This window comes from Streptomyces sp. NPDC001530 (genome assembly GCF_042894545.1).
Taxonomy (GTDB): Bacteria; Actinomycetota; Actinomycetes; order Streptomycetales; family Streptomycetaceae; genus Streptomyces.
In genome coordinates this window covers 87,072-111,479 of the sequence record NZ_JBIAVS010000018.1, presented here as the reverse complement: position 1 = coordinate 111,479, position 24,408 = coordinate 87,072, and the positions used below count along the sequence as shown (strand labels likewise).

Annotated in this window: 18 protein-coding genes and 2 pseudogenes; 13 read left to right on the top strand and 7 right to left on the bottom strand. The window is 71.7% G+C overall.

What is annotated here, in order from left to right; translation table 11 throughout:
* Positions 1-46 precede the first annotated feature (46 nt).
* Complete coding sequence (locus ACFY0T_RS33630; protein WP_388879137.1) at positions 47-700, bottom strand: bifunctional DNA primase/polymerase; 654 nt, start codon at positions 698-700, stop codon at positions 47-49.
* A 306-nt stretch (positions 701-1,006) separates the two neighbouring features.
* Here ACFY0T_RS33630 and ACFY0T_RS33625 point away from each other — a divergent pair, with 306 nt between their 5' ends.
* Together ACFY0T_RS33625 and ACFY0T_RS33620 are read left to right on the top strand one after the other, a co-directional pair.
* Positions 1,007-2,392 (top strand): transcriptional regulator, encoded by a 1,386-nt coding sequence (locus ACFY0T_RS33625; protein ID WP_388879134.1) that lies wholly within the window; start codon positions 1,007-1,009, stop codon positions 2,390-2,392.
* 270 nt (positions 2,393-2,662) lie between these two features.
* Entirely contained in the window at positions 2,663-4,555 is a 1,893-nt protein-coding gene (locus ACFY0T_RS33620) for a hypothetical protein (protein ID WP_388879130.1), read from the top strand.
* A 182-nt stretch (positions 4,556-4,737) separates the two neighbouring features.
* Here the strand turns inward: ACFY0T_RS33620 and ACFY0T_RS33615 are convergent, their stop codons facing one another.
* A complete protein-coding gene (locus tag ACFY0T_RS33615) occupies positions 4,738-6,036 on the bottom strand; it encodes an ABC transporter substrate-binding protein (protein WP_388879127.1) in 1,299 nt (432 codons plus the stop codon).
* Positions 6,037-6,153: 117 nt separating this feature from the next.
* On the opposite strand from ACFY0T_RS33615, the gene ACFY0T_RS33610 reads away from it, so the two are divergent.
* Together ACFY0T_RS33610 and purU are read left to right on the top strand one after the other, a co-directional pair.
* On the top strand, positions 6,154-6,654 hold the full coding sequence (locus ACFY0T_RS33610) for a hypothetical protein (RefSeq protein ID WP_388879124.1): 501 nt from the start codon (positions 6,154-6,156) through the stop codon (positions 6,652-6,654).
* A 202-nt stretch (positions 6,655-6,856) separates the two neighbouring features.
* The gene (gene purU, locus ACFY0T_RS33605) at positions 6,857-7,741 is read left to right on the top strand and encodes a formyltetrahydrofolate deformylase (RefSeq protein ID WP_388879121.1); all 885 of its coding nucleotides are present in this window, start codon (positions 6,857-6,859) and stop codon (positions 7,739-7,741) included.
* A gap of 136 nt (positions 7,742-7,877) precedes the next feature.
* Here the strand turns inward: purU and ACFY0T_RS33600 are convergent.
* Positions 7,878-9,215, bottom strand: a pseudogene (locus tag ACFY0T_RS33600) (zf-HC2 domain-containing protein); the annotation flags it as partial.
* Between the two features lie 602 nt (positions 9,216-9,817).
* Entirely contained in the window at positions 9,818-10,399 is a 582-nt protein-coding gene (locus ACFY0T_RS33595) for a sigma-70 family RNA polymerase sigma factor (RefSeq protein WP_388879118.1), read from the bottom strand.
* Positions 10,400-10,819: 420 nt separating this feature from the next.
* Between ACFY0T_RS33595 and ACFY0T_RS33590 the strand changes: the two genes are divergently transcribed.
* Together ACFY0T_RS33590 and ACFY0T_RS33585 are read left to right on the top strand one after the other, a co-directional pair.
* The gene (locus ACFY0T_RS33590) at positions 10,820-11,245 is read left to right on the top strand and encodes an STAS domain-containing protein (RefSeq protein ID WP_388879115.1); all 426 of its coding nucleotides are present in this window, start codon (positions 10,820-10,822) and stop codon (positions 11,243-11,245) included.
* 219 nt (positions 11,246-11,464) lie between these two features.
* Complete coding sequence (locus ACFY0T_RS33585; RefSeq protein WP_388879112.1) at positions 11,465-11,977, top strand: EF-hand domain-containing protein; 513 nt, start codon at positions 11,465-11,467, stop codon at positions 11,975-11,977.
* Here ACFY0T_RS33585 and ACFY0T_RS33580 read toward each other — a convergent pair.
* Entirely contained in the window at positions 11,956-13,497 is a 1,542-nt protein-coding gene (locus ACFY0T_RS33580; protein ID WP_388879108.1) for a class I adenylate-forming enzyme family protein, read from the bottom strand. The genes ACFY0T_RS33585 and ACFY0T_RS33580 overlap by 22 nt on opposite strands.
* 240 nt (positions 13,498-13,737) lie before the next feature.
* Between ACFY0T_RS33580 and ACFY0T_RS33575 the strand changes: the two are divergent.
* The 4 genes and pseudogenes from ACFY0T_RS33575 to ACFY0T_RS33560 form a co-directional block, all read left to right on the top strand.
* Positions 13,738-13,872 (top strand): annotated as a pseudogene (locus tag ACFY0T_RS33575) (amidohydrolase); the annotation flags it as partial.
* A 110-nt stretch (positions 13,873-13,982) separates the two neighbouring features.
* Positions 13,983-15,137, top strand: coding sequence for an acyl-CoA dehydrogenase family protein (locus ACFY0T_RS33570; RefSeq protein WP_388879104.1), 1,155 nt, complete (start codon positions 13,983-13,985; stop codon positions 15,135-15,137).
* Positions 15,138-15,146: 9 nt separating this feature from the next.
* On the top strand, positions 15,147-16,043 hold the full coding sequence (locus tag ACFY0T_RS33565; protein ID WP_388879101.1) for an acyl-CoA dehydrogenase family protein: 897 nt from the start codon (positions 15,147-15,149) through the stop codon (positions 16,041-16,043).
* Between the two features lie 479 nt (positions 16,044-16,522).
* Positions 16,523-16,984 (top strand): ATP-binding protein, encoded by a 462-nt coding sequence (locus tag ACFY0T_RS33560; RefSeq protein WP_388879098.1) that lies wholly within the window; start codon positions 16,523-16,525, stop codon positions 16,982-16,984.
* 457 nt (positions 16,985-17,441) lie between these two features.
* Here the strand turns inward: ACFY0T_RS33560 and ACFY0T_RS33555 are convergent, their stop codons facing one another.
* Complete coding sequence (locus tag ACFY0T_RS33555) at positions 17,442-18,368, bottom strand: cyclase family protein (protein WP_388879095.1); 927 nt, start codon at positions 18,366-18,368, stop codon at positions 17,442-17,444.
* Positions 18,369-18,464: 96 nt separating this feature from the next.
* Here ACFY0T_RS33555 and ACFY0T_RS33550 point away from each other — a divergent pair, with 96 nt between their 5' ends.
* The 3 genes from ACFY0T_RS33550 (at position 18,465) to ACFY0T_RS33540 (ending at position 21,825) form a co-directional block, all read left to right on the top strand.
* The gene (locus tag ACFY0T_RS33550; RefSeq protein WP_388879092.1) at positions 18,465-19,376 is read left to right on the top strand and encodes an SDR family NAD(P)-dependent oxidoreductase; all 912 of its coding nucleotides are present in this window, start codon (positions 18,465-18,467) and stop codon (positions 19,374-19,376) included.
* A gap of 234 nt (positions 19,377-19,610) precedes the next feature.
* Positions 19,611-20,765: an acyl-CoA dehydrogenase family protein gene (locus tag ACFY0T_RS33545; protein ID WP_388879089.1), complete on the top strand. Its 1,155-nt coding sequence runs from the start codon at positions 19,611-19,613 to the stop codon at positions 20,763-20,765.
* A gap of 10 nt (positions 20,766-20,775) precedes the next feature.
* Positions 20,776-21,825, top strand: a complete 1,050-nt coding sequence (locus tag ACFY0T_RS33540; protein WP_388879086.1) for a Zn-dependent alcohol dehydrogenase — start codon at positions 20,776-20,778, stop codon at positions 21,823-21,825.
* A 1,365-nt stretch (positions 21,826-23,190) separates the two neighbouring features.
* Here the strand turns inward: ACFY0T_RS33540 and ACFY0T_RS33535 are convergent.
* On the bottom strand, positions 23,191-24,402 hold the full coding sequence (locus ACFY0T_RS33535) for a GlxA family transcriptional regulator (RefSeq protein ID WP_388879083.1): 1,212 nt from the start codon (positions 24,400-24,402) through the stop codon (positions 23,191-23,193).
* Positions 24,403-24,408: the final 6 nt, after the last annotated feature.

Genomic DNA, 24,408 nt, shown 5'->3' with positions numbered 1-24,408 from the left:
CGGGCCGGCCAGGACGGACTGCGACGGCCAGGACCGACTGCGATGGCTACCGATCCCGCCCGCACGCGTAGGCGAGCGGCGAGATCAACTCCTCCGCATCCGGCAGCCATCGATTCGCGGGTGTGGGCCGGCACGCCCACTGCACGGCCCCCTGGGACCCGTACCGGGTCGGCGGGGCGGCGACGTAGGTCCCCTCCCCGAGGGCGACCAGGTCGAGCGACGCAGGCGGCCACCCCAGCTTCCGTACAAGATCGGGAACCTTCGCCGCGGCGCCCGGCAGCACGAAGAAATGCATGCGCCGGTCCGGCGTGCAGGTCACCGGCCCCAGGGTCAGCTCCATGCGCTCCATCCGGGCAAGAGCGAGGAACCCGGCCGTCTCGGGTACATCGATCGCATCGAACGTCCGCCCCGTGGGCAGCAGGATCGACGCCCTCGGCTGCTTCGCCCACATCCGGCGCGCGACGGTCGCACTGCCCGTGGCGAGCGTCGCCCAGTCCTCGCGCGCCGGGTGCGCGCCGGGCAGGGCGCACGCGGGCTCGCCGCAGGAGCAGCGCTGCACCCCGTCGACGGCTTCCAGCCAGGTGCCGGGGAACACGTCCCAGTGGCGCTCCTCGGCATAGCGCACGGCGATTTCCTGCAGCGATTCGCCGCGCTGCTTGGGGATTCGGGCGGTCTCGGTGCCTGCGATGGTGTCGTCCACGTGGAACTCAACTCCCGGGTCCACCTCGGGTTACGGGGGACACGCGCGCGGGGGAGGAGCATCGATTCCGCACGTGGGGCGCATGGATGCACGTGTGGGGGCGCGCATGGGCAACGGCAGCGGGGCGTGGGTAACCAGGGGAGGGGTCGGGCAACCGCCTTTACCCCGGCAATCCTCATATGTCTCGCATCTTCGGTATGTCGGCGGGGCATTGATCTTCGTGGCCGACGTCTTTCGGTGCGGTCGGCCGGTGAAGACACGTCAACTCGGTGCGTGGGCAGGCACCGCAGCCACAGGGGGTACGCCATGGCCGCAAGGCCTCTCGTCGCCAGGCAGCCGAACGAGCGGCTGCAGGCGCTCATTCAGGAAGCGGGCTGCTCGAACGCCGGGCTGGCCCGCCGTGTCAACATGTGCGGCGCGGAGCACGGTCTCGATCTGCGCTACGACAAGACGTCCGTGGCGCGCTGGCTGCGCGGACAGCAGCCACGCGGACGGGCGCCGGCGATCATCGCGGAGGCGCTCGGCCGCAAGCTGGGCCGTACGGTCACGATCGACGAGATCGGCATGGCCAACGGCAAGAACCTCGCGTCCGGCGTCGGTCTCCAGTTCTCGCCGACCGTACTGGGGGCCATCGAGCAGGTCTGCGAGCTCTGGCGCAGTGACGTCGGCCGCAGGGACTTCCTCTCCGGCTCGTCCGTCGCCGCCTCCGCGCTCGTCGAGCCGAGCCGCGACTGGCTGATCTCCGCGCCGGACTCGCAGGTGGCGCGCTCGGCCGGCCCGCGCGTCGGACTCTCGGACGTGGCCGCGGTCCGCGCGATGACCCAGGCGCTCGTCGACCTGGACCACCAGTACGGCAGCGGGCACGTGCGCCCGGTCGTCGTGCACTACCTCAACAGCGTGGTCTCCGGGCTGCTCGCGGGCTCCTACCGGGAGGGGGTCGGGCGCGAACTGTTCGCCGCCGTATCCCGGTTGACGGAACTCGCCGGGTACATGGCCATCGACACCGGCCAGCCAGGGCTCGCCCAGCGGTACTACATCCAGGCGCTGCGGCTCGCGCAGGCGGCGGGCGACCGAGGGTACGGCGGGTATGTGCTCGCCGCGTCCATGAGCCACCTGGCGGCCCAGCTCGGCAACCCGCGCGAGATCGCGCAGCTGGCACGTGCGGCGCAGGAGGGGGCGCGCGGGCGGGTGACACCGCGCGCGGAGTCGATGTTCTACGCCGCGGAGGCGCGCGGGCACGCGCTGATGGGCGACGCGCGCGCCGCCCAGGTGGCGTCCGGGCGCGCGGTCAACGCTCTGGAGGGGGCCGACGCGGCCTCCGGAGACGATCCGACGTGGATCGCGCACTTCGACGAGGCCTATCTGGCCGACGAGTTGGCGCACTGCCACCGGGACCTGGGACAGGCGGAGGCCGCCGCGCGGTGCGCGGAGGAGTCCCTCGCCGGGCACCCCGAGTCGCGGGCCCGCCGCCGGGCGATCGGCTTCGTGCTGCTCGCCACGGCGCAGGTCCAGCAGCGCGAGGTGGAACAGGCCTGCCACACGGGCCTGCGCGCGGTGGAGCTGCTGGGCACCCTCCGCTCCAACCGCGGCGCCGAGTACCTCGACGACTTCCAGGAGCGACTGGAGCCGTACCGGGACGAGCCGGTGGTACGGGAGTTCGGGGCGCGGCTGGATCTGCAGGCGGCGGCGTAGACGTAAGTGCGTAAGTACACGAGCGTGTAAGTGCACGAGCGTGTAAGGGAGGGGTCGCGCGGGTGTGAACATACGGTCCGCGTCGGCGTGAACTCCAGGGAAACGTGGGCGCCGGGGGTGAAAGGAGACATATACAGCGCCTTGGGGGGGCGGTTTCGTTACCCCCGTCACAGGGGCGGGGGTCACGTCCTGTGCTGCGTGGCACCGGGTTGTGGGGACCCGGTAGCGTGAGCCGACGATTCCGAAGGTCCCCCATTCGTAGGAGTCCCGGTGACGCAGAGTGGACAGGGCGAGGAGCCCTCGGCGCGGCCCGCGCACGAAGGCATCGTGCTGCCCTCCGACGGCGGCGAGCCACTGCTGCCGGGTATGACGGGCGACCGTACGACCCCGGCGGGCGGTCAGGCCTGGGGCCAGCCGTGGGGCCCCGACCAGCCGACCGACCCCGCCCCGCAGCCCGGTCAGGGCTGGGGAGCGCCGGTGGACGGAACCCAGACGTGGGGGGCCGGCGAGCCGCCCCAGTCCACCCCCGCCCCGGACTGGGGCACCCCCGACGCGTCCCAGGGCTGGGCAGCCCTGGGCCCGCAGGGGGCCCAGCAGCCGCAGGGCTTCGCACCGCAGTCGGCGCCCGGCGCCGGTCCGCTGCCGCCCGAGGGCGCGCAGCCACCGTCGTACGGCGCGCAGAACGGCTTTGCGCCCCCGGCGCAGGGCGCGCACGCGGGCGGCGGATACGACGCGTACACGGCCCAGCAGGCCCAGCAGGCCCAGCAGGCCCAGCAGGCCGTGCAGCCCCCGCACTCCGGGAATGCTCTCCCGCAGGGGGCGGACGCGTACGGCGCGCCCGGGAACGCTCTCCCGCAGGGGGCGGCGGACGCATACGGTGCCCCCGGGAACGCCCTCCCGCAGGCAGCCGCCCCGTACGGCGCGCCCGGATCCTCGGCCTCCCTGTCGTCCGGCGCGCAGCCCGCGCCGCTGCCGCCCGCCGCCGATGACGGTGCGACCCAGTACATCCCGCACATTCCGCCCGCTCCGGGGGGAGACGAGGGGGCGACGCAGTACATCCCGCCCGTCACCGCCGCGCCGGACGAGGGTGCCACCCAGTACATCCCGCCGGTGGGCCCGGGTGCGCTGCCGCCCGAGGTGCAGGCCGACGCGACGCAGTTTCTGGGACGGGTGCCGCAGGGCGGTCCCGGCGCGGGACCGCTGCCCCCGGCCGCGCACCCGGACGCCGAGGCCACGCAGTTCATCGCCCCCGTGCCCGCGCAGCCGGCCGGGGCGCCGTACGGGATACGCCCGGGTGGGCCGGAGGACCGGCAGCCCCCGGCGGAGTTCGACAACCTCTTCCGCAGTGAGCCGGAGGGGCCCGCGTCGACGCAGCAGATGCCGCGCTTCGACCCGTCGGCCCCGCACGGCGCGCAAGCCGCGTACGGTGCGCAGGCTCCCTACGGGGCGCACGCCTCCGGCGCGCAGGGAGGCCGGGCCGCCGCACGGCGCGGTGGTCTGTCCGACGGTGACGGCGAGGGTGGCGGCGGACGCGGTGGCCGCAGCGGCTCGCGCGTCCCGATGATCGCGGCCGTCGGCATCGGCATCGCCGTGCTCGGCATCGGCGCCGGCGCCCTGCTCAGCGGCGGCGGGGGCTCCGACAGCAAGGACGACAGCAGCAAGACGGTGTCGGCGACGGCCCCCGCCTCGGCGTCGCCGTCCACCGACCCGGCCAAGGCGCAGGCCGTCGAGCTGGACAAGCTCCTCGCGGACAGCGGCAACAGCCGTGACTCGGTGATCAAGGCCGTGGGGGACGTGAAGGCGTGCGACAACCTGGCCCAGGCGGCCAGTGATCTGCGCGACGCGGCCAAGCAGCGCGGCGAGCTGGTCACCAAGCTCTCCGCTCTCTCCGTCGACCAGCTCCCGAACCACGCCGCGCTGACCACCGCGCTCACCAACGGCTGGAAGGCCTCCGCGTCGGCCGACAACCACTACGCCGCCTGGGCCGACCAGGTCGCCGGCAAGAAGGGCTGCAGGAACGGCCACGCCCGCACCACCGCGCAGACCCAGGCGGGCAACCGGGCCAGCGGCACGGCCTCCACGGAGAAGGAGAAGGCCGCGAAGCTGTGGAACTCCATCGCGTCCAAGTACGGCCTGACGCAGCGGACGCGAACCCAGCTCTGAACCATCGGTAGACCCGCAGCGGACCCTCGCGGAGAGCCTTGAGGGTCCGGGCCTCGGGGGCCTCGGGGAGAGCCTTGAGGGGTCGCCCCTTGGGGAAAGCCTTGAGGGTCCGGCCCTCGGGAAAGGCCTTGAGGGGTCGCCCCTCGGGAAAGGCCCCGGGGGTCCGAGGGCCCCGGCAGCCCTCAGTCCGCGTTCTCCAGCGTCTTCGACACATTCACGAACCCGCGCCGCGCCGCCACCAGTTGACCCTGGCGTACGACCTGGAAGGTGACGTCGGCGTTGACGAGGCGCGGGAAGTCGACGGCCGCGATCAGGTCCTCGAAGCGCCAGCTGAGGGTCGGGGTGAGCCCGCCCGTGGTCACCTTGAGGCCGTCGTCGAGGGAGCGCCGGATCGCGTGCGCGGACACCTCGCCGTTGCCCAGCGACTCGATGGCCGCCTTCAGCACGGTGTACGCGATCCAGGTGGTCTGCACTCCGGCGTCCGCGGGGTCGATCCGGTTGTCGCCGAAGGCCTGCTCCTTGATCACCTTGCGCATCGCGTTCCAGCGGGAGTCGTTCGCGTCCGGGTACCAGCCGGTGACGTACGAGCCCTCGTACGGGCTCGACTTGCTGCCGGTCGCGTTGATCTGCGACTGGTCGATGCTGCCGAGCACGGTGCCCATGCGCACCTTCGGGTAGTCCTCGCGGTCGCGCCGGAAGGAGTCCATGAAGGTGTCGGTGCGGTCGCCGAGCGCGGGCACCACGCAGCCCCGCTTGAGCGGGTCGCTGGTCGCGCGCTCCAGCGCATTCTGGGTGTGCCGCGAGTACTCGGTCGCGTCCTCGGCGGCCCGCAGGTCCGAGGCGGACGCGTGGCCCTCCGACTTCAGGCCGGAGTCGAGCAGTACGGGGAGCTCGTCGCCGGCGGTGGTGTCGGGGCGTACGAGCGCGACCGGGCCGCAGTCCTTGCCGAGCTGTTCGCCGAGGCCGGCCAGCAGCGCGGGCTCGCCACCGTTGATGGGGTAGGAGAGGGGGCTGGTGAACTCGTCGTCGGTGACGCCGTAGCCGCCGATGTAGGGGATGCCCGCGCTCTCCAGCGGGGCGAGGAACGTGCGGCCGTGCTGGCTGTAGGAGCCGACGACCGCGACGACGTCCTCGTCGACCGCGCGCTGGGCGCACTTCGCGGCGTCCACATAGTCGTTGTGGTCGTTGCAGGTGAGGACCTTGAGCTGGTGGCCGTTGATGCCGCCGTGGGCGTTGACCCAGCGGGCGTACGCCTTCGCCATCGCGGGCATGCCGGGCTTGTTGGTCGCGGCGGTCTTCTCGGGCGCCCAGGTCATGACGGTGACGGGGTCGTCCCCGGAGCCCCCCGTGGCACCAGGGACGACCCCGCATCCGACGGCGATCGACGCACACGCGGCCAGCGCGCCCGCGGACAGCAACGTGGCCTTGACGGGCCGGGGGAGGACGGGTGAGCTGGTGCGTGTACGTCGCCTACCGGTCATGGACCAGCACGATTCCGTCACATCACTAACCCGGGAGTGACCCTTGGTCAATCAGAGGTGACGCAGAGGTGAATTGCAGGGGTCGGTGATCTGCTCATCGGCGAGAACGTACGATCGGTGACCGTGCAAGGTTCGGAGAACTCTTCCCGTCGCGGCCGTCGCTCATCCACCATGGGCGGCATGCCACTGAACGACATGCCGTGGTGGCGCTGGCGCAGCAATGTGCGTTCCGCGCTGCACATGCTCTCCGACCCCACCTTCCAACGTGACGTCTGGCTCGCCGGTGTCGACGGGTACGGGGACGTCACCGACGCCGTCTACCGCCTGGTCGAGGACACCTGGCTGGACAACTGGTCCGCCGAGAAATACGTCGGCACGATCTTCCGGGACTCCCAGGAGGCGGCCCTCGTCGACACCGCCGTGCTGCGCGTCCTGCGGATCATGCACCAGGTCGGGCCCGACGCGCCCGTCTCCGCGTACCTCGACCACCACGGGTGGCCGGAGGCCGTCCGCGCCGCGCGCGACGCCCACGTGCGCCTGGCGGCGAGCGACGGGGAGGACCCCGACGCGCCGCCGCGGACCCTCGAGGTACTGCGGATCCTGACGCGGTCCGCGTAGGGGTTCCGGAGGGCGTAGGGGCTGGGGACGCCCCGGGCGGTGTGCGGCGCCGGGGACTCTGGTCGGTGTGCGGCGCCGGGGACTTTCGTCCGTGTGCGGCGCCCGGAGACTCTCGTCCGTGTACTGCGCGGGCGACCCCGGAGGGCGTCCGCGTGGCGGGACGATCGCCCCCTCCGGCGCCTGGTATGGGACCCTGTCCTGCATGAATGAGCAGTCCGTCCGCGGGGCCGCACCCGCCGCCGAGCAGTACGTCCTGACCATCTCCTGCCCGGACAAGCCGGGAATCGTGCACGCCGTGTCGAGCTACCTCTTCATGACCGGCTGCAACATCGAGGACAGTCAGCAGTTCGGCGACCACGACACGGGACTGTTCTTCATGCGGGTCCACTTCTCGGCGGAGGCGCCGGTGACCGTGGAGAAGCTGCGCGCGAGCTTCGCGGCGATCGGTGACTCCTTCCACATGGACTGGCAGATCCACCGGGTCGAGGACAAGATGCGGGTCGTCCTGATGGTCAGCAAGTTCGGCCACTGCCTGAACGACCTGCTCTTCCGCGCGCGGATCGGCGCGCTGCCGGTCGAGATCGCAGCCGTGGTGTCGAACCACACGGACTTCGCCGAGCTCGTGGCGTCGTACGACATTCCCTTCCACCACATTCCGGTGACGAAGGACACGAAGGCGGAGGCCGAGGCCCAGCTGTTGGAGCTGGTCCGTGGGGAGAACGTCGAACTGGTCGTCCTCGCCCGCTATATGCAGGTGCTGTCGGACGACCTGTGCAAGCAGCTCAGCGGCCGCATCATCAACATCCACCACTCCTTCCTGCCGAGCTTCAAGGGCGCGAAGCCGTACCACCAGGCGCACGCCCGGGGTGTGAAGCTGATCGGTGCCACCGCGCACTACGTCACGGCCGACCTCGACGAGGGGCCGATCATCGAGCAGGAGGTCGAGCGGGTCGGCCACGGTGTGACTCCCGACCAGCTTGTCGCCATCGGGCGCGATGTCGAGTGCCAGGCGCTGGCGCGGGCCGTGAAGTGGCACGCGGAGCGCCGAATCCTGCTGAACGGGCGCCGCACGGTGGTGTTCGCGTAGGGGTTGTCGCCCCCTCCGCCCCTACCCATTCCCGTACCTGGGGGCTGCGCCCCCAGACCCCCCTGGGTTGTCTTTTGGGTGCCTGCTGGTGGGGGCTTGTCGCGCAGTTCCCCGCGCCCCTTACGGGGCGCGGCCTCTACATGCGGCTCAGTGACGCCGCCGCGAACAGGACCTCTCTGATCGCCTCCCGGTCCCCGTCCTGCCCGGCAGCTGCCTCCGCCGGAGACACATGCCCCGCCGCCAACCGGCAGAACTCCACCCCGTCCAGCGCGACATGAGCCACCTCGCGCTCGGCGGAGCCCACCGCCCCGGGCGAGTCGAGCGGAATCAGCCAGTCCCCACCCCCGGACCCCTCGATCTCCAGCCGCAGGCTGCGCCCCGGAGCCCCCGCCGCCACAAGGTGCCGCGGCGGCGCGGCGGACAGCCCAGCCCGGCGACGGGCGGCCAGCGACCCCGGCAGCATCCGCGCCGCCAGATCGATCATCCGATGCAGATGCCGCGGCGCCGGCGGCTCGTACGGATAGTCCACCGCGTCCGCGATGTCCCCCGCGTGCACCCAGCACTCGAAGGCCCGGTCCAGCATCGAGTCGCGCAACGGCAGTTCGAAACCGCCGTACGGCACGCTCAGCCGCCCAGAACCCCCGCCCGCGAACGACACCGTACGGACGAGGTTGTGGCTCTGCTCCCGCCAGGGCCCGCGCACGGACCGGGTGGGCGGGAAGTGCGAGCCACGCCAGTACGCCTCGGTGCGGCCCTCGGGGGTGTTCGGGACCTTGGACGCCGTGCCGGCCAGGCCGGCCGCGCCGGCCGGGCCGAGCGGGTCGTCCAGGCCCAGCGCGACGGCGACCAGGCCGTCGACGCTCAGCAGATGCGCGATGACCCCGGCGACCGTCGTACGACGGCTCACGGGCCCGTCGCCCTCGAACCAGCGCAGCCGCACGGGCGCGTGCCACTCCGCGCCGCCGATGTCCTGCAGCAGCGCGTCGAGGCGCGCGGTCTCCGCGTCGTACGGAGCCGCCCACTCGGGCACCGGAATCCTCGGCGGGCGCCGGTCGAGGCAGCCCTCCAGGACCCGGGTACGCAGCGTCGGGTCGAGGTCGAGGCTCTCGGCCGGATGCAGCAGCCCGACCGCCTCGCGCAGCCGCAGCGCCTCGTCCGCGCAGGAGCCGCAGTCACCGAGGTGCTCCTCGACGGCCGCCGTCTCCTCCGCCGAGCAGGCGGCCAGCGCCCACGCGCCGAGCAGCGACTTCAGCACCCGGTGCTCGAGGACGAGCGGCGCCGGTTCGGGAGCGGCGGCCGGCTCGGGCAGCGGCAGCCCGGTGTCCTCGACGGAGGAACGCGGCAGCGGTATGCGCGGGGGCTTGTCCGCCCCGGACTCCTCCCCACCACCGTCACCGGGCCCACCGGGCCTGCCAAGCCCGCCAGATCCGCCCGGTCCCCCGGGCCTGCCAGGTCCGCTTGATCCGCCCGGTCCGTCCGTTCGGCCAGGCCCGCCGGGTCGGCCTGGTCCCCAGGGCCCCGCGGTCCCACTGTCGTCCTCGGCTCCTCCGGCTCCGTCAGGTCCGCTCGGTCCGCCCGGTCCGCCAGGCCCGCCGGGTCGGCCGGGTCGGCCTGGTCCCCGGGGCCCCGCGGTCCCACTGCCGTCCTCGGCTCCTCCGGCTCCTCCAGGTCCGCTCGATCCGCGAGTCCCGCCACGCTCACCCGGTCCGCCAGCAGCCCCGCCAGGCCCGCCCGATCCCCGGGACCCCGCGGTCCCACCGCCGTCCTCGGCCCCGCCAGCTCCTCCAGGTCCGCTCAGCCCGCCAGCTTCTCCAGGTCCGCCCGGCCAGCTCGGTCCGCCCGGTCCGTCGTGTCCGCCCGCTCCCCGAGCCCCCGCAGCCCCATCGCCCGCCCCCGCATCGGCCCCCTCCGGGCCCGCGCCACCCCGGCCGCCCGTCGGGCCCGCCGACTCCCCGTATGCGCCGTCGGCGCCCTCCTCGACCCCGTCTGTGCCTTCGTCCCCGTACCCGTCCCGCTCGTCGAAGTACCCGTCCCGTTCGTCGAACGCCTCGAACCGGCCCGCTCCCGCTCCTTCGTTCACCGCGCACCCCCGTATTCGGGCGGCGCGCCGGTGGGGCCGGTGTCGTGGGCGGTGGACAGGAGTTGGAGGCCGAGGCGGAGCCGGCGGCGGGCCTCGTCCTCGGTGACGCCGAGGTCGACGGCGGTCTGGCGGTAGTCGCGGCGCTGGAAGTAGGCGAGCTCCAGGGCGGCCCGCAGCGGGGCGGGCATGGACGTGACGATGTAGTCTGCGCGGGCGGCGACGGACGCGCTGCGCACCTTGCGCTCCAACTCCTCGGTGCTGCCCGGGCCTCCCCGGGCGAGCGCGGCGGTCTCGGTCGCGCGCAGCCGCTGCACGGCGAGGCGGTGGGTCAGCGTGGCGACCCAGGAACGCATCGGGCCCTGCTTGGGGTCGTACGCGTCGGGGTTCTCCCAGACGTGGGCGAACACCTCGCGGGTGATGCCGTCGGCGGCCCGCTCGTCTCCGAGCACGCGGTGGGCGAGGCCGTGCACGAGCGAAGCGAACCGGTCGTAGAGCTCACCGAGCGCGGCCGCCTCCCCGCGTGCGAGCCGCTGCTGCATCTTGCGGTCCCAGCGGGGCGGTGCGTCCTTCTTCGCCATGCGGCCCCCTCACCCGTGATCGTGCCCGGCGCCTGTCCCTGTCTCTGCCTCTGTGCTCAGCGTCTCTGCCCTGCGCTCAGCCTGTGTGCGCTGCCGCTGTCCAGCCTGTGTGCACCGCTGTCCCGAATGTAGTCGGCACGTCTGACAGCGCACGCCCCTTTACATCAATGCACGCCCCCGGAGGGGCCGTGAATGGTAGAAGCCCACCGTCTCCGCACCAGATCTGATCGAGGTATGACCAAGTTCTGATCGAAGCAGACCGTACACGTCCGAAATGGCTCGCTCGCTACGCATTTTCGACCGTAGACCGGCGTTTCTTCCTTCCCGGACCGGTGTTTCATGGAACGACGGCGGGGCAGCCGCGCTGAAGGGAAGCGTAAGGACTGCTTCCGTTTCTGCAGGGCGAGGCGAGCGAGAGGCGTGGCGGTGACGCTCAAGGTGACCGACGTGACCGACGACGAAGCGGGTGAGGCGGGCGAGAGGGGCGAAGGGGCCGAAGCGGGCGGGTGGGCCGTGCTGCGGGTGTCGGGCGAGTTGGACCTCGTGACGTCGCCGGTGCTGCGCCAGCGGGTGCACGACGCGGTGGCCGACGGCCGCCGCAGTCTCGTCCTCGACCTCTCCGATGTCCTCTTCTGCGATTCCAGCGGCGTCGGCGTCCTCATCGCCACCCGCCGCCTCATCCGCTCCTGCCAGGGCCGACTGCGCCTGATCCTGCCCGCCCAGGGCGCGATCGACGGCTCCCACGTCAACCGCGTCCTCGCGGCCCTCGGCGTCCGCCGCCTCTTCGACGTGTACCCGGACGTCCCCACGGCCGTCGGCGAGGAGTCGAGCCCCCTGTCGGCGTGACGGTGGCGACATGACTCCCCGTCGGCATGACGGTGACGACGTGACTCCTCCCACACGGTCCGCGACACATCGCCACACAGTTGTCCCAGAATTCCCGCAGTCTTGGTACAACCGTCGTTTTCCCGCTCCCGCGGTGGCCCCGGCGTCGTACGCTCCGACCCAGATGAACCCCAGTCCGGCGGAGAGTCCGGCTGAGATGTAAGGCGGTCCGAACACACCATGGTCAGCACCGAGTACGAGCGCAGGATTGCCGCCCGGTTCGCCGGCTTCGACCAGGACGGCAATGGCTACATCGATCGAGAGGACTTCAACGTCGCGACCAAGGCGGTCCTCGCCGAGTTCGGTACGACGGCCCGGTCGGACAAGGGCCAGGCCCTGTACGTCGGCGCCGAGGCGTTCTGGCAGGGCATGGCCGGGATAGCGGACCGGGACGGCGATCAGCGCATCACCCGCGAGGAGTTCGTCAGCGGCGCGGTGAAGCGGCTGCGCGACAACCCCGACCGGTTCGCCGAGATCGCCCGCCCCTTCCTGCACGCCGCCCTCGCCGTCGCGGACACCGACGGGGACGGCGCGGCCACCATCGAGGAGACCACGCGCGTCCTCAAGGCCCTCGGCGTGCGCGACGACATCGCCGCCATGGCCGCCGCGGCCCTCGACGCCGACTCCGACGGCAGGGTCGGCGAGGCGGAGGTCGTGTCCGCCTTCGCGCGCTACTTCACCGTCCCGGAATAGCGCTCCCTGAGCTTGTACTTGAGCACCTTCCGCAGGGTCTCGTTGCGCGGCAGGGCGTCCACCACCTCCAACTGCTCCGGCAGCTTGTGCACGGACAGCCCTTCCGCGCGCAGATACGAGACCAGGGCAGCGAGCGTCAACTCCTCGCCCCCCGGCGGCTGTTCGACCACCGCGCAGACCCGCTCCCCGCGCTCGGCGTCCGGCAGCCCGATCACGGCGACGTCCCCGACGGCCGGGTGCCGGTGCAGCAGGTCCTCGATCTCCTTGGCCGAGATGTTCTCGCCCTTGCGGATGATGATGTCCTTCAGCCGGCCGGTGAGCACGAGGTGCCCGCTCTGCGTCAGATGCCCGACGTCCCCGGTGATCAGGAACCCGTCCGCGTCGAAGGCATCGGCCGTCTGCGCGGGATCCAGATAGCCCTGGCACACGGCCTCCCCGCGCAGCCGTACGTCGCCGTCCACGCCGTACGGCTGTGACGCTCCCTCCCCGTCCACGATCCGTATCTCCATGCCCTCCGGGGGCCTGCCCTCCGTTGTCGCCAGGTTCTCGGCCGTGTCGTCCGGCGCCCCCATCGTGATCATCGGGACCTCGGTCATCCCGTACCCGTGGGTGAGCTGCACGCCCATCTCCCGTACGACGCAGTGGTACACCTCGGCCGGCTTGGGCGCCCCACCGCCCGCCAGGAGCCGCAGAGTCGGAATGACCGGCTCGCCGGGCTGCTTGCGCTGCTCGGCGAGGAACATCGAGTAGAAGGCCGTCGAACCGCCCGCCACCGTCACGCCGTGCTTGCGGTAGCCCTCCAGCGCGTCGGGCAGCGCGAAGTGCTCGAACATCACCGCCGGGAAGCCGTACAGCAGCAGCATCACCGTGTAGTCGGGCCCGGCGATGTGCGCGTACGGGAACGCCATCGAGCCCACGTCGTCGGCCGACAGCCGCAGCGCGTGCGCGAGGCACGAGCCGCCCGCGATCAGTGAACGGTCCGTGTGCAGCACGCCCTTGGGGTCGGAGGTGGTGCCCGAGGTCCAGTAGATCCAGCGGACGGAGGTGCCGTCGGCAGGGGGAGCGGGGAGCACGGCGGGATCGCCGTCCGGCAGCATGTCGTACGCCTCGAAGACGCCCTTCGCGCCGAGCCGCCGCGCCATCGCGGTGTGGTCGAAGCCGCGCCAGTCGCCCGGTACGGCGAAGTACTCGGCCTTGGACTCCCTCAGTGCGAAGCCGACTTCGCGGTCGCGGTAGAAGGGGATCACCGGGGACTGTACGGCGCCGAGGCGGGCCAGCGCGAAGGACAGCAGCGCGGTCTCGATCCGGGTGGGCAGCTGCCAGGCGACCACCGCGCCGGGGCGGACGCCCATGTCGTACAGGCCCGCCGCCACCCGCTCGGCGCGGTCGCGCAGTTCGCCGAAGCTCAGGGAGCGGTCGTCCTGGAGGAGGACGGGCCGGTCGGGGGTGAGGTCGGCGCGGCGGGTGACCAGTTCCCAGAGGGTGCGCGAGGCGCCCAGTGCGTGTGCGGTGTCGTTCACAGCGGCCCCCTTCTTTGTGGCTCGGTTCGCCTCCGAGGCGCGCCCCTTCGGCTCACTCACCGGCAGCTGACGGGTTGTCAGATCACGGCCAGAGCGTAGGCCGAACCGCCTTGTCGGTCCATAGGCGCGGGGCTAGCCTGTCTGCCATTGTCGATCTGACGATCCATCAGAAATGTTGCTACAAACGCCGTCGGAAACGCCGTCGGAAACTCGGAAACGTACGCCAGGCGGAGGGGAACCATGACCGAACTGCCCCGCATCATCAGCGTCGACGACCATGTGATCGAGCCCGCGCACCTCTTCGAGACCTGGCTGCCGCGGAAGTACCGCGAGTGCGGGCCGCAGCCCCTCACCGCCGGTATCGGTGAGCTCGCCTCCCCGCACACCAAGGAGGTCGCCCTCGACCATGTGAAGGGCCTCGACGACGAGACCGTCTTCAAGCTGATGCGCGGCAACGCGATCCGCATGCTGGATCTGGACCTGTAGTGGACCTGACGTACACGCGGGAAGAGGAGGAGTTCCGGGCCCGGCTGCGCGAGTGGCTCGCCAAGGTGCTCCCGTCGCTGCCTCCGAAGCCTTCGCCGGACGACTGGCCGGGCAGACGGGCGTACGACCTCGGGTGGCAGCGGATGCTGTACGACGCCGGGTACGCGGGACTGCACTGGCCCCTCGACGCGGGCGGGCGGGGCGCCACCCCGACGCAGCACCTCATCTACCTGGAGGAGACGGAAAAGGCGGGCGCCCCCTACGTAGGGGCCAATTTCGTCGGGCTGCTGCACGCCGGGCCGACCATCGCCTCCGAAGGGACCGCCGAACAGCGGGCGCGCTGGCTGCCACCCGTGCTGCGCGGCGAGGAGGTCTGGTGCCAGGGCTTCAGCGAACCGGACGCCGGCTCGGACCTCGCGGCGCTGCGCACACGCGCGTGGCGCGACGGCGACGACTACGTAGTGAGTGGGTCCAAAATCTGGACTTCCCACGCGGAGGTCGCGGACTGGTGCGAACTACTGGTCCGCACCGACGCCACCGCCCCCAAGCACCGCGGTATCTCGTGGCTCGCGATGCCCATGGACGCGCCGGGCATCACCGTCCGGCCGCTGCGGACGCTCGCGGGCTCCACCGAGTTCGCCGAGGTCTTCCTCGACGAGGTGCGCATACCGGTCGCCAACCGCGTCGGCGCCGAGAACGACGGCTGGCGCGTGACCATGGTGACCTTGTCGTACGAGCGCGGTACCGCCTTCGTCGGAGAGGTCGTCGCCTGCCGACGCGTCCTGGGAGAACTCGCCCGCGAGGCGCGCGAGAACGGCCGCTGGGACGATGCCGCACTGCGCCGACGTCTCGGCAGGCTGAACGCCGAGTTCCGCGCCCTGTGGCGGCTCACGCAGTGGAACGTCAGCGAGTCGCAGAAGACCGGCGGAGTGCCCGGCGTGGGCGGCTCGGTCTTCAAGCTGCGGTACTCGCACACGCGCCAGGAGTTGTACGACGTAGCCGCCGAGGTCCTTGGCCCCGAGGCGCTCGACCTCGGGCGGGAGTGGACCCTCGACCGGCTCTCGTCCCTGTCGTACACCATCGCGGCCGGCACCTCGCAGATCCAGCAGAACATCGTGGCCGAGCGGATCCTGGGCCTGCCGAAGGGGCGGTGAGTTCGAAAAGTGGACTTCCAACTCACTGATGATCAACGAGCGTTGAAGGCGGGTGTGCGGGACCTGCTGACCGCGCGCTTCGGCCGCGACCGGCTGCGGGCCGCCGTGGCCGACGGCCCGCCGGACCTCGACCGGGCGCTGTGGCGCGAGCTCGGCGCGGCGGGGTTCTTCGCGCTGCGGCTGCCGGAGGCGGACGGCGGGGTCGGAGTCGGGCTGCCGGAAGCCGTGTTGGCCTTCGAGGAGGCGGGGCGCGTGCTGCTGCCCGGCCCGCTGATCGCCACGCACCTCGCGGCGGGCGTGGTGGACGGGGCGGCCACCGGCGAGGTCGTGGTGACCGCTGTGGACGCCGGCGGCGGGCTCGTGGAGTGGCTGGACCAGGCCGATGTCGTACAAGGAGACGCGGCCGGCGCCGAGCCGCTGACGTCGGTGGATCCGCTGACCCCATTGCACCGGGTGCCCGCTTCCACTCCCGCACAGCCCGGAGACGTACTCCTCACCTCACTCCTCACCGCCGCCGAGCAGCTCGGCACCGCCTCGCGCACCTGCGAGCTGGCCGTGCAACACGCCCGGACGCGCGAGCAGTTCGGGCAGCCGATCGGGGCCTTCCAGGCGGTGAAACACCTGTGCGCGCAGATGCTGGTGCGGGCGGAGGTGGCGCGCGCGGCCGTCTACGCCGCCGCCGTGACCGCCGACCCGACGGATGTCGCCGCGGCCCGGCTGCTCGCCGACGAGGCGGCCGTGCGCGGCGCCCGCGACTGCCTCCAGGTGCACGGCGGCATGGGCTTCACCTGGGAGTCCGACGTCCATCTGTACCTGAAGCGGGCGTGGCTGCGGACGCAACGTACGGGCGGCGCTACGGAGAGTGAGGAAACCTTGGCGGGGGATCTCTTGGCCGGGACGGGCTGAAGGGGCTCTGTGCAGGCAAGGCGCGGAAAGGGCTTAGATGAATGTCGCGGATCGTGGCATACCGGAATTACAGAGCGTTGATATCGGGTTGTGTCCTAGGCGTGACTTGTCACGGCCTGGAGTCGGCGCCGTGCTCCGGTACCTTGTGTGGGATGCGAGTGGTTCTGAGGCTGAGCCATCCCGGTGTTGCCCCTGAGGCGACTCCGGACCCGGCGATGCACGCCGCTCGCAGGGCAGGGCGGACCCCCGTGCCTGCCTGTTCGACTCCCCGTGGCGAGCGTCGCACAGTATGCCGCACGCGTACTCCTTCGCGCTGGAATATGCCCGAAGCGCTTGTTGGGGTGACTGTACGTCAACCATGCTGTCTCGCAAGGGAATCACGTTCCGTGATCCTTGTTCTGGCCATGCAAAAAATGGCTACGATCGTGGCCCTTGTGAGGCGCGAGGCGATGTGTCCGCCGGTTCGGATGGTGTGAGCGGTGCAGGTGCTTCAAGTGCAGCTGGAGATCCGGCCCGACCCCGCGGAGGTGGGGCGAGCCCGGCGGTGGGCCCGTTCGCGGCTTGCCGGGTCCGGGATAGGGGTCGATGAACCGCTCGCCGAGACGCTGATCCTGCTCGTCTCCGAACTCGTCACCAACGCCGTGGTGCACACCGGTTGTCCGGCCGTGCTGCGGCTGTCCCTGCCGGGCGGGGCCGAGGCCGCCACCGTGCGCCTGGAGGTGGCCGACTCCAGCGCCCGGCCCCCGATCCCCCGGCACGCCGAGGGCGACGAGACCAATGGCCGTGGCCTGGAACTGGTCGATGGTCTGGCGGACCGCTGGGGCTGGAACCCCGAGGGCGTCGGCAAGCGCATCTGGTGCGAGGTGGACCGCTGCACGCCGAGTGCCGCGGCGGGGGCCGCGTATCCGGCGTACGAGGACTTCGCGTACGAGGCGGTGTAGCGGGGCTGTGTAGCGGGGCGGTCCGGCTTCGCGTGGGGTGTGGGCGCACGGATTCGTGCATGTATGCACGAATCCTATGTACAGGGCTGCGGTTGTGGCCGAATGCGCCGGGCAATGCTTCTGTACGCGCTGTTACAAATCAGGCCTTAAGTGATAAATCCCCGAACGGGTGTTGACGTGACGTGTCCGTTTGATCACCCTTGTGTTCAGCGATTCGCCGCGAGGGGACGGCGAGGGTTTCGGTGACGGGAGCCCTCGGCGAGTGTGGGTCGTGATTCGGCGTCGGCTCCTAAGGGCCAGGAGGAGCAGGGCGGGTACGCCGGAGCCGGATGGCGGCGCGCGGTGCCGTGCTCGGGGCGAGCAGTGACGCGCCGCCAGCCGATGCTCTCCTGGGGTGACTTCTCCGGCAGAGCGTCTATGGCAGGGCTTCTCCGGCAGGGCTTCTCCGGCAGGGCTTCTACAGCAGGGCGACGGGTGCCACTGGTGTGCCCGTGCCGCCCACGAAGGGTTCGGGCATCGCCGACAGCAGGAAGGTGTAGCGCCCCTCTTCTCCACAGGCTGTGGACAACTCTTCGAGATTCCAGTTCTGGCCCTGCAGCATTCCCATCTCGACCAGGTCGAGCGCGTGCACGGGCAGCCACAGATCGTCGATCTCGGGCGGAAAGATCTCGAAGGTGAGGGTGTCGTTCGCGACCGCCGCGACATCGCGCGCGTGGAACCACTCCGGGGTGCGCACGGACAGCCCCGGTGACGGATACCCGTATCCGTCTTTGTCGCCCGCGAGATACACCTGGACCTGCCCCGTCCGTACGAGGACGATGTCGCCGGCCCGTACCCGCGTACCCGCCAACTCCTCGGCCGCGTCCAGTTCTTCGGGCGTCACGGCGTGCCCGCCGTCCAGCCGGTCCTTGCCCCGCGCCCGCGCGACGTCGAGCAGCACGCCGCGCGAGACGATGTGCCGAGGCTTGTCGATCCCACTGAACTCGGCGCCGCCGTGCGGGGTGATCGTGTCGGCCGGACGGCCGTTGTAGAGCTTCCCCGAGTGGGAGACATGGGTGAGCGCGTCCCAGTGGGTCGCCGCCTGGAGCCCCATCGTCACGGCGTCGTCGCTGCACGCGACCGTGCCGGGACCGAAGATCTCCTGGTTGATCTGCACCATGGCGTGCAGCGGGTTGACGCGCCCCGGGATCATGCCGGTCTGCACGCCGTCCTGTTGGAGCGGGAGAGCGAGCGGAACGCGGCGACCCGTCCGCACGGTCGCGGCGGCCTCCCGTACGACCTCGTCGGTGATGAGATTCAGGGTCCCGATCTCGTCCTCGGCCCCCCAGCGCCCCCAGTTGCTCACGCGTTTGGCGATCTCGTGGAACTCGGCCGGCAGTGACATGAGTCCTCCCCGGGGGCTTGTCTCCAGGTATCTGACGGGTCGTAGAATCCGAGTTGAATCTAACGGACCGTCAGAAACTGCGGGAAGGGGCCGGGCGTGGGGAACTTCTTGGCAGGCAAGGTCATCGCCGTCACGGGGGCGGGGCGGGGGATCGGCCGGGCCGTCGCCCTCGCCGCGGCGGCCGAGGGCGCGCGCGTCGTCGTCAACGACTACGGCGTCTCCATCGAGGGCGCCGAGCCGACGAGTTCGATCGCCGACGCCGTGGTGAAGGAGATCGAGGCGGCGGGCGGCGACGCGGTGGCCGTGGCCGACGACATCTCCACGATGGCGGGCGGCCAGCGGGTCGTCGACACCGCGCTGGCGTCGTACGGACGTGTCGACGGCGTGGTCTGCGTGGCCGGGATCCTGCGCGAGCGGATGCTCTTCAACATGTCCGAGGAGGAGTGGGACCCGGTGGTCGCCACCCACCTCAAGGGCACGTTCACGCTCTTCAGGGCCGCCTCGGCGGTGATGCGCAAGCAACGCTCCGGAACGCTCATCGGCTTCACCAGCGGAAATCACCAGGGATCGGTGTCGCAGGCCAACTACAGCGCCGCGAAGGGCGGAATCATCTCGCTCGTCCGCAGCGCGGCGCTGGGCCTGCACAAGTACGGGGTGACGGCGAACGCGGTCGCGCCCGTCGCGCGGACCCGCATGTCGGCGAACGTGCCCATGGAGCTGAAGGAGATCGGCGAGCCCGAGGACGTCGCTGCCCTGGTGGTCTATCTGCTCTCCGACCGGGCCCGCGCGGAACGCATCACCGGCCAGGTGTACACCATCGCCGGCCCCAAGATCGCGGTGTGGGCCCAGCCCCGCGAACTGCGCGCCGGGTATGCGGAGGGTTCGTGGACTCCGGAGAAGATCGCGGACTTCCTGCCCGGGACGGTGGGGACGGATCCGATGCCGCTCTTGGGGCAGCTGGAGGCGATGACCCGAGCGGCAGCGGAGAAGACGCGGCCGAACGGGTAGGGGGGCGGCAGCCCTTCCCCTCCTGGCTAGCTGTGGGCAATCGTGCCTCCCCCACTGCCTTAACGGCGTGGGGGGACCCCCAGGCGGCACGGGTGGGCGCTGGGGGTACCCCCTGCTCGAAGAGCTTGGGGGAGGCACCCTGCAAGCGCCGGTAAGCGCACCCGCCCCGAGCTCAGCACCCGCCCCGGGCAACCGGGCAAGAGACGTCGAGCAGGCCAACGTAAGGCGGCAACCGTGGAGTTCGGATTCGGCCCGGAGGACGAGGCGTTCCGGGGTGAGGCGCGGACCTGGCTGAAGGCCCACCTCACCGGCACCCCACCCCGTCGGGCCTGGGAGCGAGACCTCGGCCGCGCCGGCTGGATCGGCCTGGGCTGGAGCGAGGGCGGCTACGGCAACCGGCGGGCGACCCTGACCCAACAGGTCGTCTGGGCCGAGGAGTACGCGAGAGCGAAGGCCCCTGCCCGCTCGGGCCACATCGGCGAAAACCTCCTGGCGCCCACCCTCATCACCCACGGAACGCAGCAACAGAAGTCCCGCTTCCTGCCCCCCATCGCCCGAGGCGAGGAACTCTGGTGCCAGGGGTACAGCGAGCCGGGAGCGGGTTCGGATCTGGCGGGAGTGCGGACCGCCGCCGTACGCGACACCGACTCCTACCGCATCACGGGCCAGAAGATCTGGACCTCCCTCGCCCACGAGGCCGACTGGTGCTTCGTACTGGCCCGTACGCAGCCGGAGTCCACCCGCCACCACGGCCTGACTTTCCTGCTCGTCCCGATGGACCAGCCCGGCCGCATCGAGGTCCGCCCGATCCGCCAGCTGACCGGCACGAGCGAGTTCAACGAGGTCTTCTTCGACGGGGCGGTGGCCCGCGCCGAGCACGTCGTCGGCGGCGAGGGAAACGGCTGGCGCGTCGCGATGAGCCTGCTCGGTTTCGAGCGGGGCGTGTCGACGCTGGCCCAACAGATCGGTTTCGCCGAGGAGTTGGGCCGGGTGGTGGAGACGGCCGTCGCGACCGGCGCGGTCGCCGATCCCGTCGTACGCGACCGGCTCGTACGCCAGTGGGCCGAGCTGCGCACGATGAGGTGGAACGCCCTGCGCACGCTGGGGAGTTCAGAGGGGGGCCCTGGAGATGCCGGGGCATCCAGCGTGGCGAAGCTGCTGTGGGGCGGCTGGCACCGCCGCCTGGGTGAGCTGGCGGTGGCGGTGCGGGGTGCCGGCGCGGCGGTGGGCCCGGCGGACTGGTCGGCGGCGGCACCGTACGAACTGGACGCGTTCCAGCATCTGTTCCTGTTCAGCCGGGCCGACACGATCTACGGCGGCTCGGACGAGATTCAGCGCACGATCATCGCCGAGCGCGTGCTCGGCCTGCCTAGGGAGCCGAAGGGCTGAGTGAGTCGCGATGCGAGGCGTGATCTTCGACGGGAAGCAGACTCAGGTCGTGGACGATCTGGAGATACGGGACCCGGGGCCGGGGGAGGTACAGGTCGCGATCTCCGCGGCCGGGCTGTGCCACAGCGATCTCTCTGTGGTGGACGGGACCATACCTTTCCCCGTTCCTGTGGTGCTCGGCCATGAGGGCGCGGGTGTGGTGGAAACGGTGGGCAGGGGCGTCACTCACGTCCAGCCCGGCGACCATGTGTCCCTGTCCACGCTCGCCAACTGCGGGGCCTGCGCCGAGTGCGACCGGGGGCGCCCGACGATGTGCCGCAAGGCGATCGGGATGCCGCAGCAGCCGTTCGCGCGGGACGGGCAGCCGCTGTACCAGTTCGCGTCCAACTCGGCTTTCGCGGAACGGACGTTGGTGAAGGCGGTCCAGGCAGTCCGGATTCCGAAGGACATCCCGCTGACGTCCGCCGCGCTGATCGGTTGCGGGGTCCTGACGGGCGTCGGTGCGGTGCTGAACCGCGCCCGGGTGGACCGCGGGGACCGCGTCCTCGTGATCGGCACGGGGGGTATCGGCCTCAACGTCATCCAGGGAGCGCGGATCGCGGGCGCCCTGAAGATCGTCGCGGTCGACTCCAACCCGGCGAAGGAGTCCGTGGCCCGCCGGTTCGGCGCCACGCACTTCCTCACGTCGACGGAGGCCGTCAAGGACATCCTCCCCACGGGCGCGGACCACGCCTTCGAGTGCGTCGGCCGCGTCGAACTCATCCGCCAGGCCATCGACTTGCTCGACCGCCACGGCCAGGCCGTCCTCCTCGGCGTCCCCCCGGCGACAGCCGAGGCCTCCTTCCTCGTCTCCTCCATGTACCTGGACAAGTCGATCCTCGGCTGCCGCTACGGCTCGTCCCGCCCCCAACGCGACATCGCCCTGTACGCAGAGTTGTACCGGGAGGGACGGCTCCTCCTGGACGAGCTGGTGACCCAGACCTATCCGGTCGAGAACTTCGAGAAGGCAGCGCAGGACGCGCACGAGGGAAGGGTGGCCAGGGCGGTGCTGACGTTTTAGGTTTTAGCCCGTCCGGCGTTTGAGGACGAGGCCGTTCAGGCCGATGCGGGGTCTGGGGGCGGAGCTCCCAGGTACGGGACGGGTAGGGGCGGAGGGGGCGAGAAAACCCCTCACCCGCCGCCGCACCCGAAGTTGTCCACAGGCCAGGAAATCCCGTGGGCCACTGTCAGCCCCGTCCCCTAACGTCATCGCATGACCTACCGAGACGTCGCGTCCAAACAGGCCCTGGCCTGGGCCATCGTGGCCATCGGCGCCCGCATGCCGGTCGCCATGGCCCCCCTGGCCCTGGTGTTCCTGACCCGCGAGCGCCCCGGCGGCTACACCCTCGGCGCAGCCCTGGCAGCGGCGTACGTGATCGGCGAGATCGTGGGCGCCCCCCTCCTGGGCACCCGCATGCGCCCCCACCGAGCCCGCCCCCACCTGGCCGCGGGCCTCGCGGCGGGCGCGACCGGCTTCGCGGGCCTGGCCGCGTTCCCGGACGCGCACCCGGCGATACTCGCGGCGTTCGCCGCCCTCGCCGGCGCCGCCCCCGCCGCGGCCCCCGGCGGCCTGCGCGCCCTGCTCACCGGCATGGTCCCGAAGCGGGCCGTGGCCCAGGCCCTGTCCGCCGAGTCGATGCTGACGTTCGGCATATGGTCCCTGACCCCGGCCGCGGTCACCGGCCTCGCGCTGGGCGTCGCCCCGAGGATCCCGCTGCTGCTCGCGGCCGCCCTGATGGCGTCGTCGGTCGCGGGCCTGTGGATGCTGCCCGCGGGCTGGGCCGCGGACGAGACGGACCGCGACGGCGAGTCGATCTCACGAATCCTGGCCAGGGCCTGGCCCGCGTACGTCACGGGCGCGGCCGGCCTCTCACTGCTGGCCCTCGCCGAACTCGTCCTGCCCGCCCTCCTCGAACAGCGCGCGATGGGCGTCGGCTGGGCGGGCCCGCTGCTCACGGGCCTGTCACTGGGCTCGGCGGCCGGCGCCTTCGTCTACGGGCTGCGCAACTGGCCGGGCCAACTGCGCACCCGGAGCGTGCTGCTGCTCTGCGCGATGTCCGGGTGCGTGGCGCTGGTCGCGCTGATACCGGCCCTCGCCTGGATGGCGGCCGCGCTTGTCCTCGCGGGCGTGCTGCAGGCCGGCGCCATGCTCACCCGCAACCTGTCGCTGCGCGAGATCCTCCCGCCGAGCGCGCTGGCCGCGGGCTATTCGGTGATGTACGCCGCCGTGGGCGCGGGGTACGCCGCGACGGGTTCCCTCGCGGGCGCCCTGCTCCACTTCGTGGCGCCCTCCACCGCGATCCTGGCGGGCGTCGCACTCACCCTGCTGCTCACCTTCGTGGGCGCACTGGGCGAGAGCCGCCGGGTGGCGAGCGCCGCCGGCCACTCAGCCCCCGGAGGACTGGAGGAAGCCGTCGGAAACCCTGGTGTTCCCGGCCCCGGCCCCAGCTCCGACCCCGGACCGGAAGGTTCGGCGATATGTCGTGGGGGTGACACCGAGCGCCGCCTGTAGGTGCTGCCGCATCGACTGGGCCGTGCCGAAGCCGGCGTCCCGCGCCACCTGGTCGATCGACAGGTCGCTGGACTCCAGCAGGTGCCGGGCCCGTTCGACGCGCTGCTGGGTGAGCCACTGCCCGGGGCTGACACCGACCTCCTCGCGGAACCGGCGCGTGAAGGTGCGTACGGACATGGAATCCTGCTCGGCCATGTCGCGCAGCTGGATCGGCTCGTGGAGGCGGCCGAGCGCCCAGGCGCGGGCGGCGGTCGTGGTGGCGGTCTGCGCCTCCGGCACCGGGCGCTGGATGTACTGCGCCTGGCCGCCGTCGCGGTGCGGTGGTACGACGGTGCGGCGGGCCACCTCGTTGGCGACGGCGGCGCCGTGGTCACGGCGTACGAGATGGAGGCACAGGTCGATCCCGGCCGCGACACCGGCGGAGGTGAGGACGTCGCCGTCGTCGATGAAGAGCACGTCCGCGTCGACCCTGACCTTGGGGAAGAGCTGCTGGAAGTGCTCCGCGTGCATCCAGTGCGTGGTGGCCGGGCGGCCGTCGAGATAGCCGGCGGCGGCGAGTACGTATCCGCCGGTGCAGATGGAGACGAGACGGGTGCCGGGGCGGATGTGGGCGAGGGCGGCGGCCAGTTCGGGGGTGAGTACGCCTTCCTCGTGGACGGGGCCGAGCTCGTACGAGGCGGGGATGACGACGGTGTCGGCGGTGGCCAGCGCCTCCGGGCCGTTCGCGACGAGGACGGCGAAGTCGGCGTCCGTCGCGACGGGGCCGGGCGGCCGGACCGAGCAGGTCGCGACCTCGTACAGTGGCCGCCCCTCCGCGTCGCGCGCCTTGCCGAAGATGCGCTGCGGGATGCCCAGTTCGAAGGGCAGCAGCCCGTCGAGGGCGAGGACGACGACGCGATGCCTGGAGGGAGCGTCCTGCGAAGGGATCTTTCGGGCGGAGGCCTGGTCCGTGGGCGCCTTCTGGGCGGGCGGAACCTGAGGCGGGGGCGTCGTCTGGCTCGGTGTCTGCGGCGGCGGTGTCGTCCGCTTCGGCGTTCGCGCCTGCCGCGAGGGTGTCGTCCGCGTCCGTGCCTGCTGTTCGGCCATGGCCCG

Bases quoted from the DNA above. Each gene is read 5' to 3' on its own strand.
- ACFY0T_RS33625 (WP_388879134.1), top strand. From the start codon at position 1,007: ATGGCCGCAAGGCCTCTCGTCGCCAGGCAGCCGAACGAGCGGCTGCAG.
- ACFY0T_RS33615 (WP_388879127.1), bottom strand. From the start codon at position 6,036: ATGACCGGTAGGCGACGTACACGCACCAGCTCACCCGTCCTCCCCCGG.
- purU (WP_388879121.1), top strand. From the start codon at position 6,857: ATGAATGAGCAGTCCGTCCGCGGGGCCGCACCCGCCGCCGAGCAGTAC.
- ACFY0T_RS33595 (WP_388879118.1), bottom strand. From the start codon at position 10,399: ATGGCGAAGAAGGACGCACCGCCCCGCTGGGACCGCAAGATGCAGCAG.
- ACFY0T_RS33585 (WP_388879112.1), top strand. From the start codon at position 11,465: ATGGTCAGCACCGAGTACGAGCGCAGGATTGCCGCCCGGTTCGCCGGC.
- ACFY0T_RS33555 (WP_388879095.1), bottom strand. From the start codon at position 18,368: ATGTCACTGCCGGCCGAGTTCCACGAGATCGCCAAACGCGTGAGCAAC.
- ACFY0T_RS33540 (WP_388879086.1), top strand. From the start codon at position 20,776: ATGCGAGGCGTGATCTTCGACGGGAAGCAGACTCAGGTCGTGGACGAT.
- ACFY0T_RS33535 (WP_388879083.1), bottom strand. From the start codon at position 24,402: ATGGCCGAACAGCAGGCACGGACGCGGACGACACCCTCGCGGCAGGCG.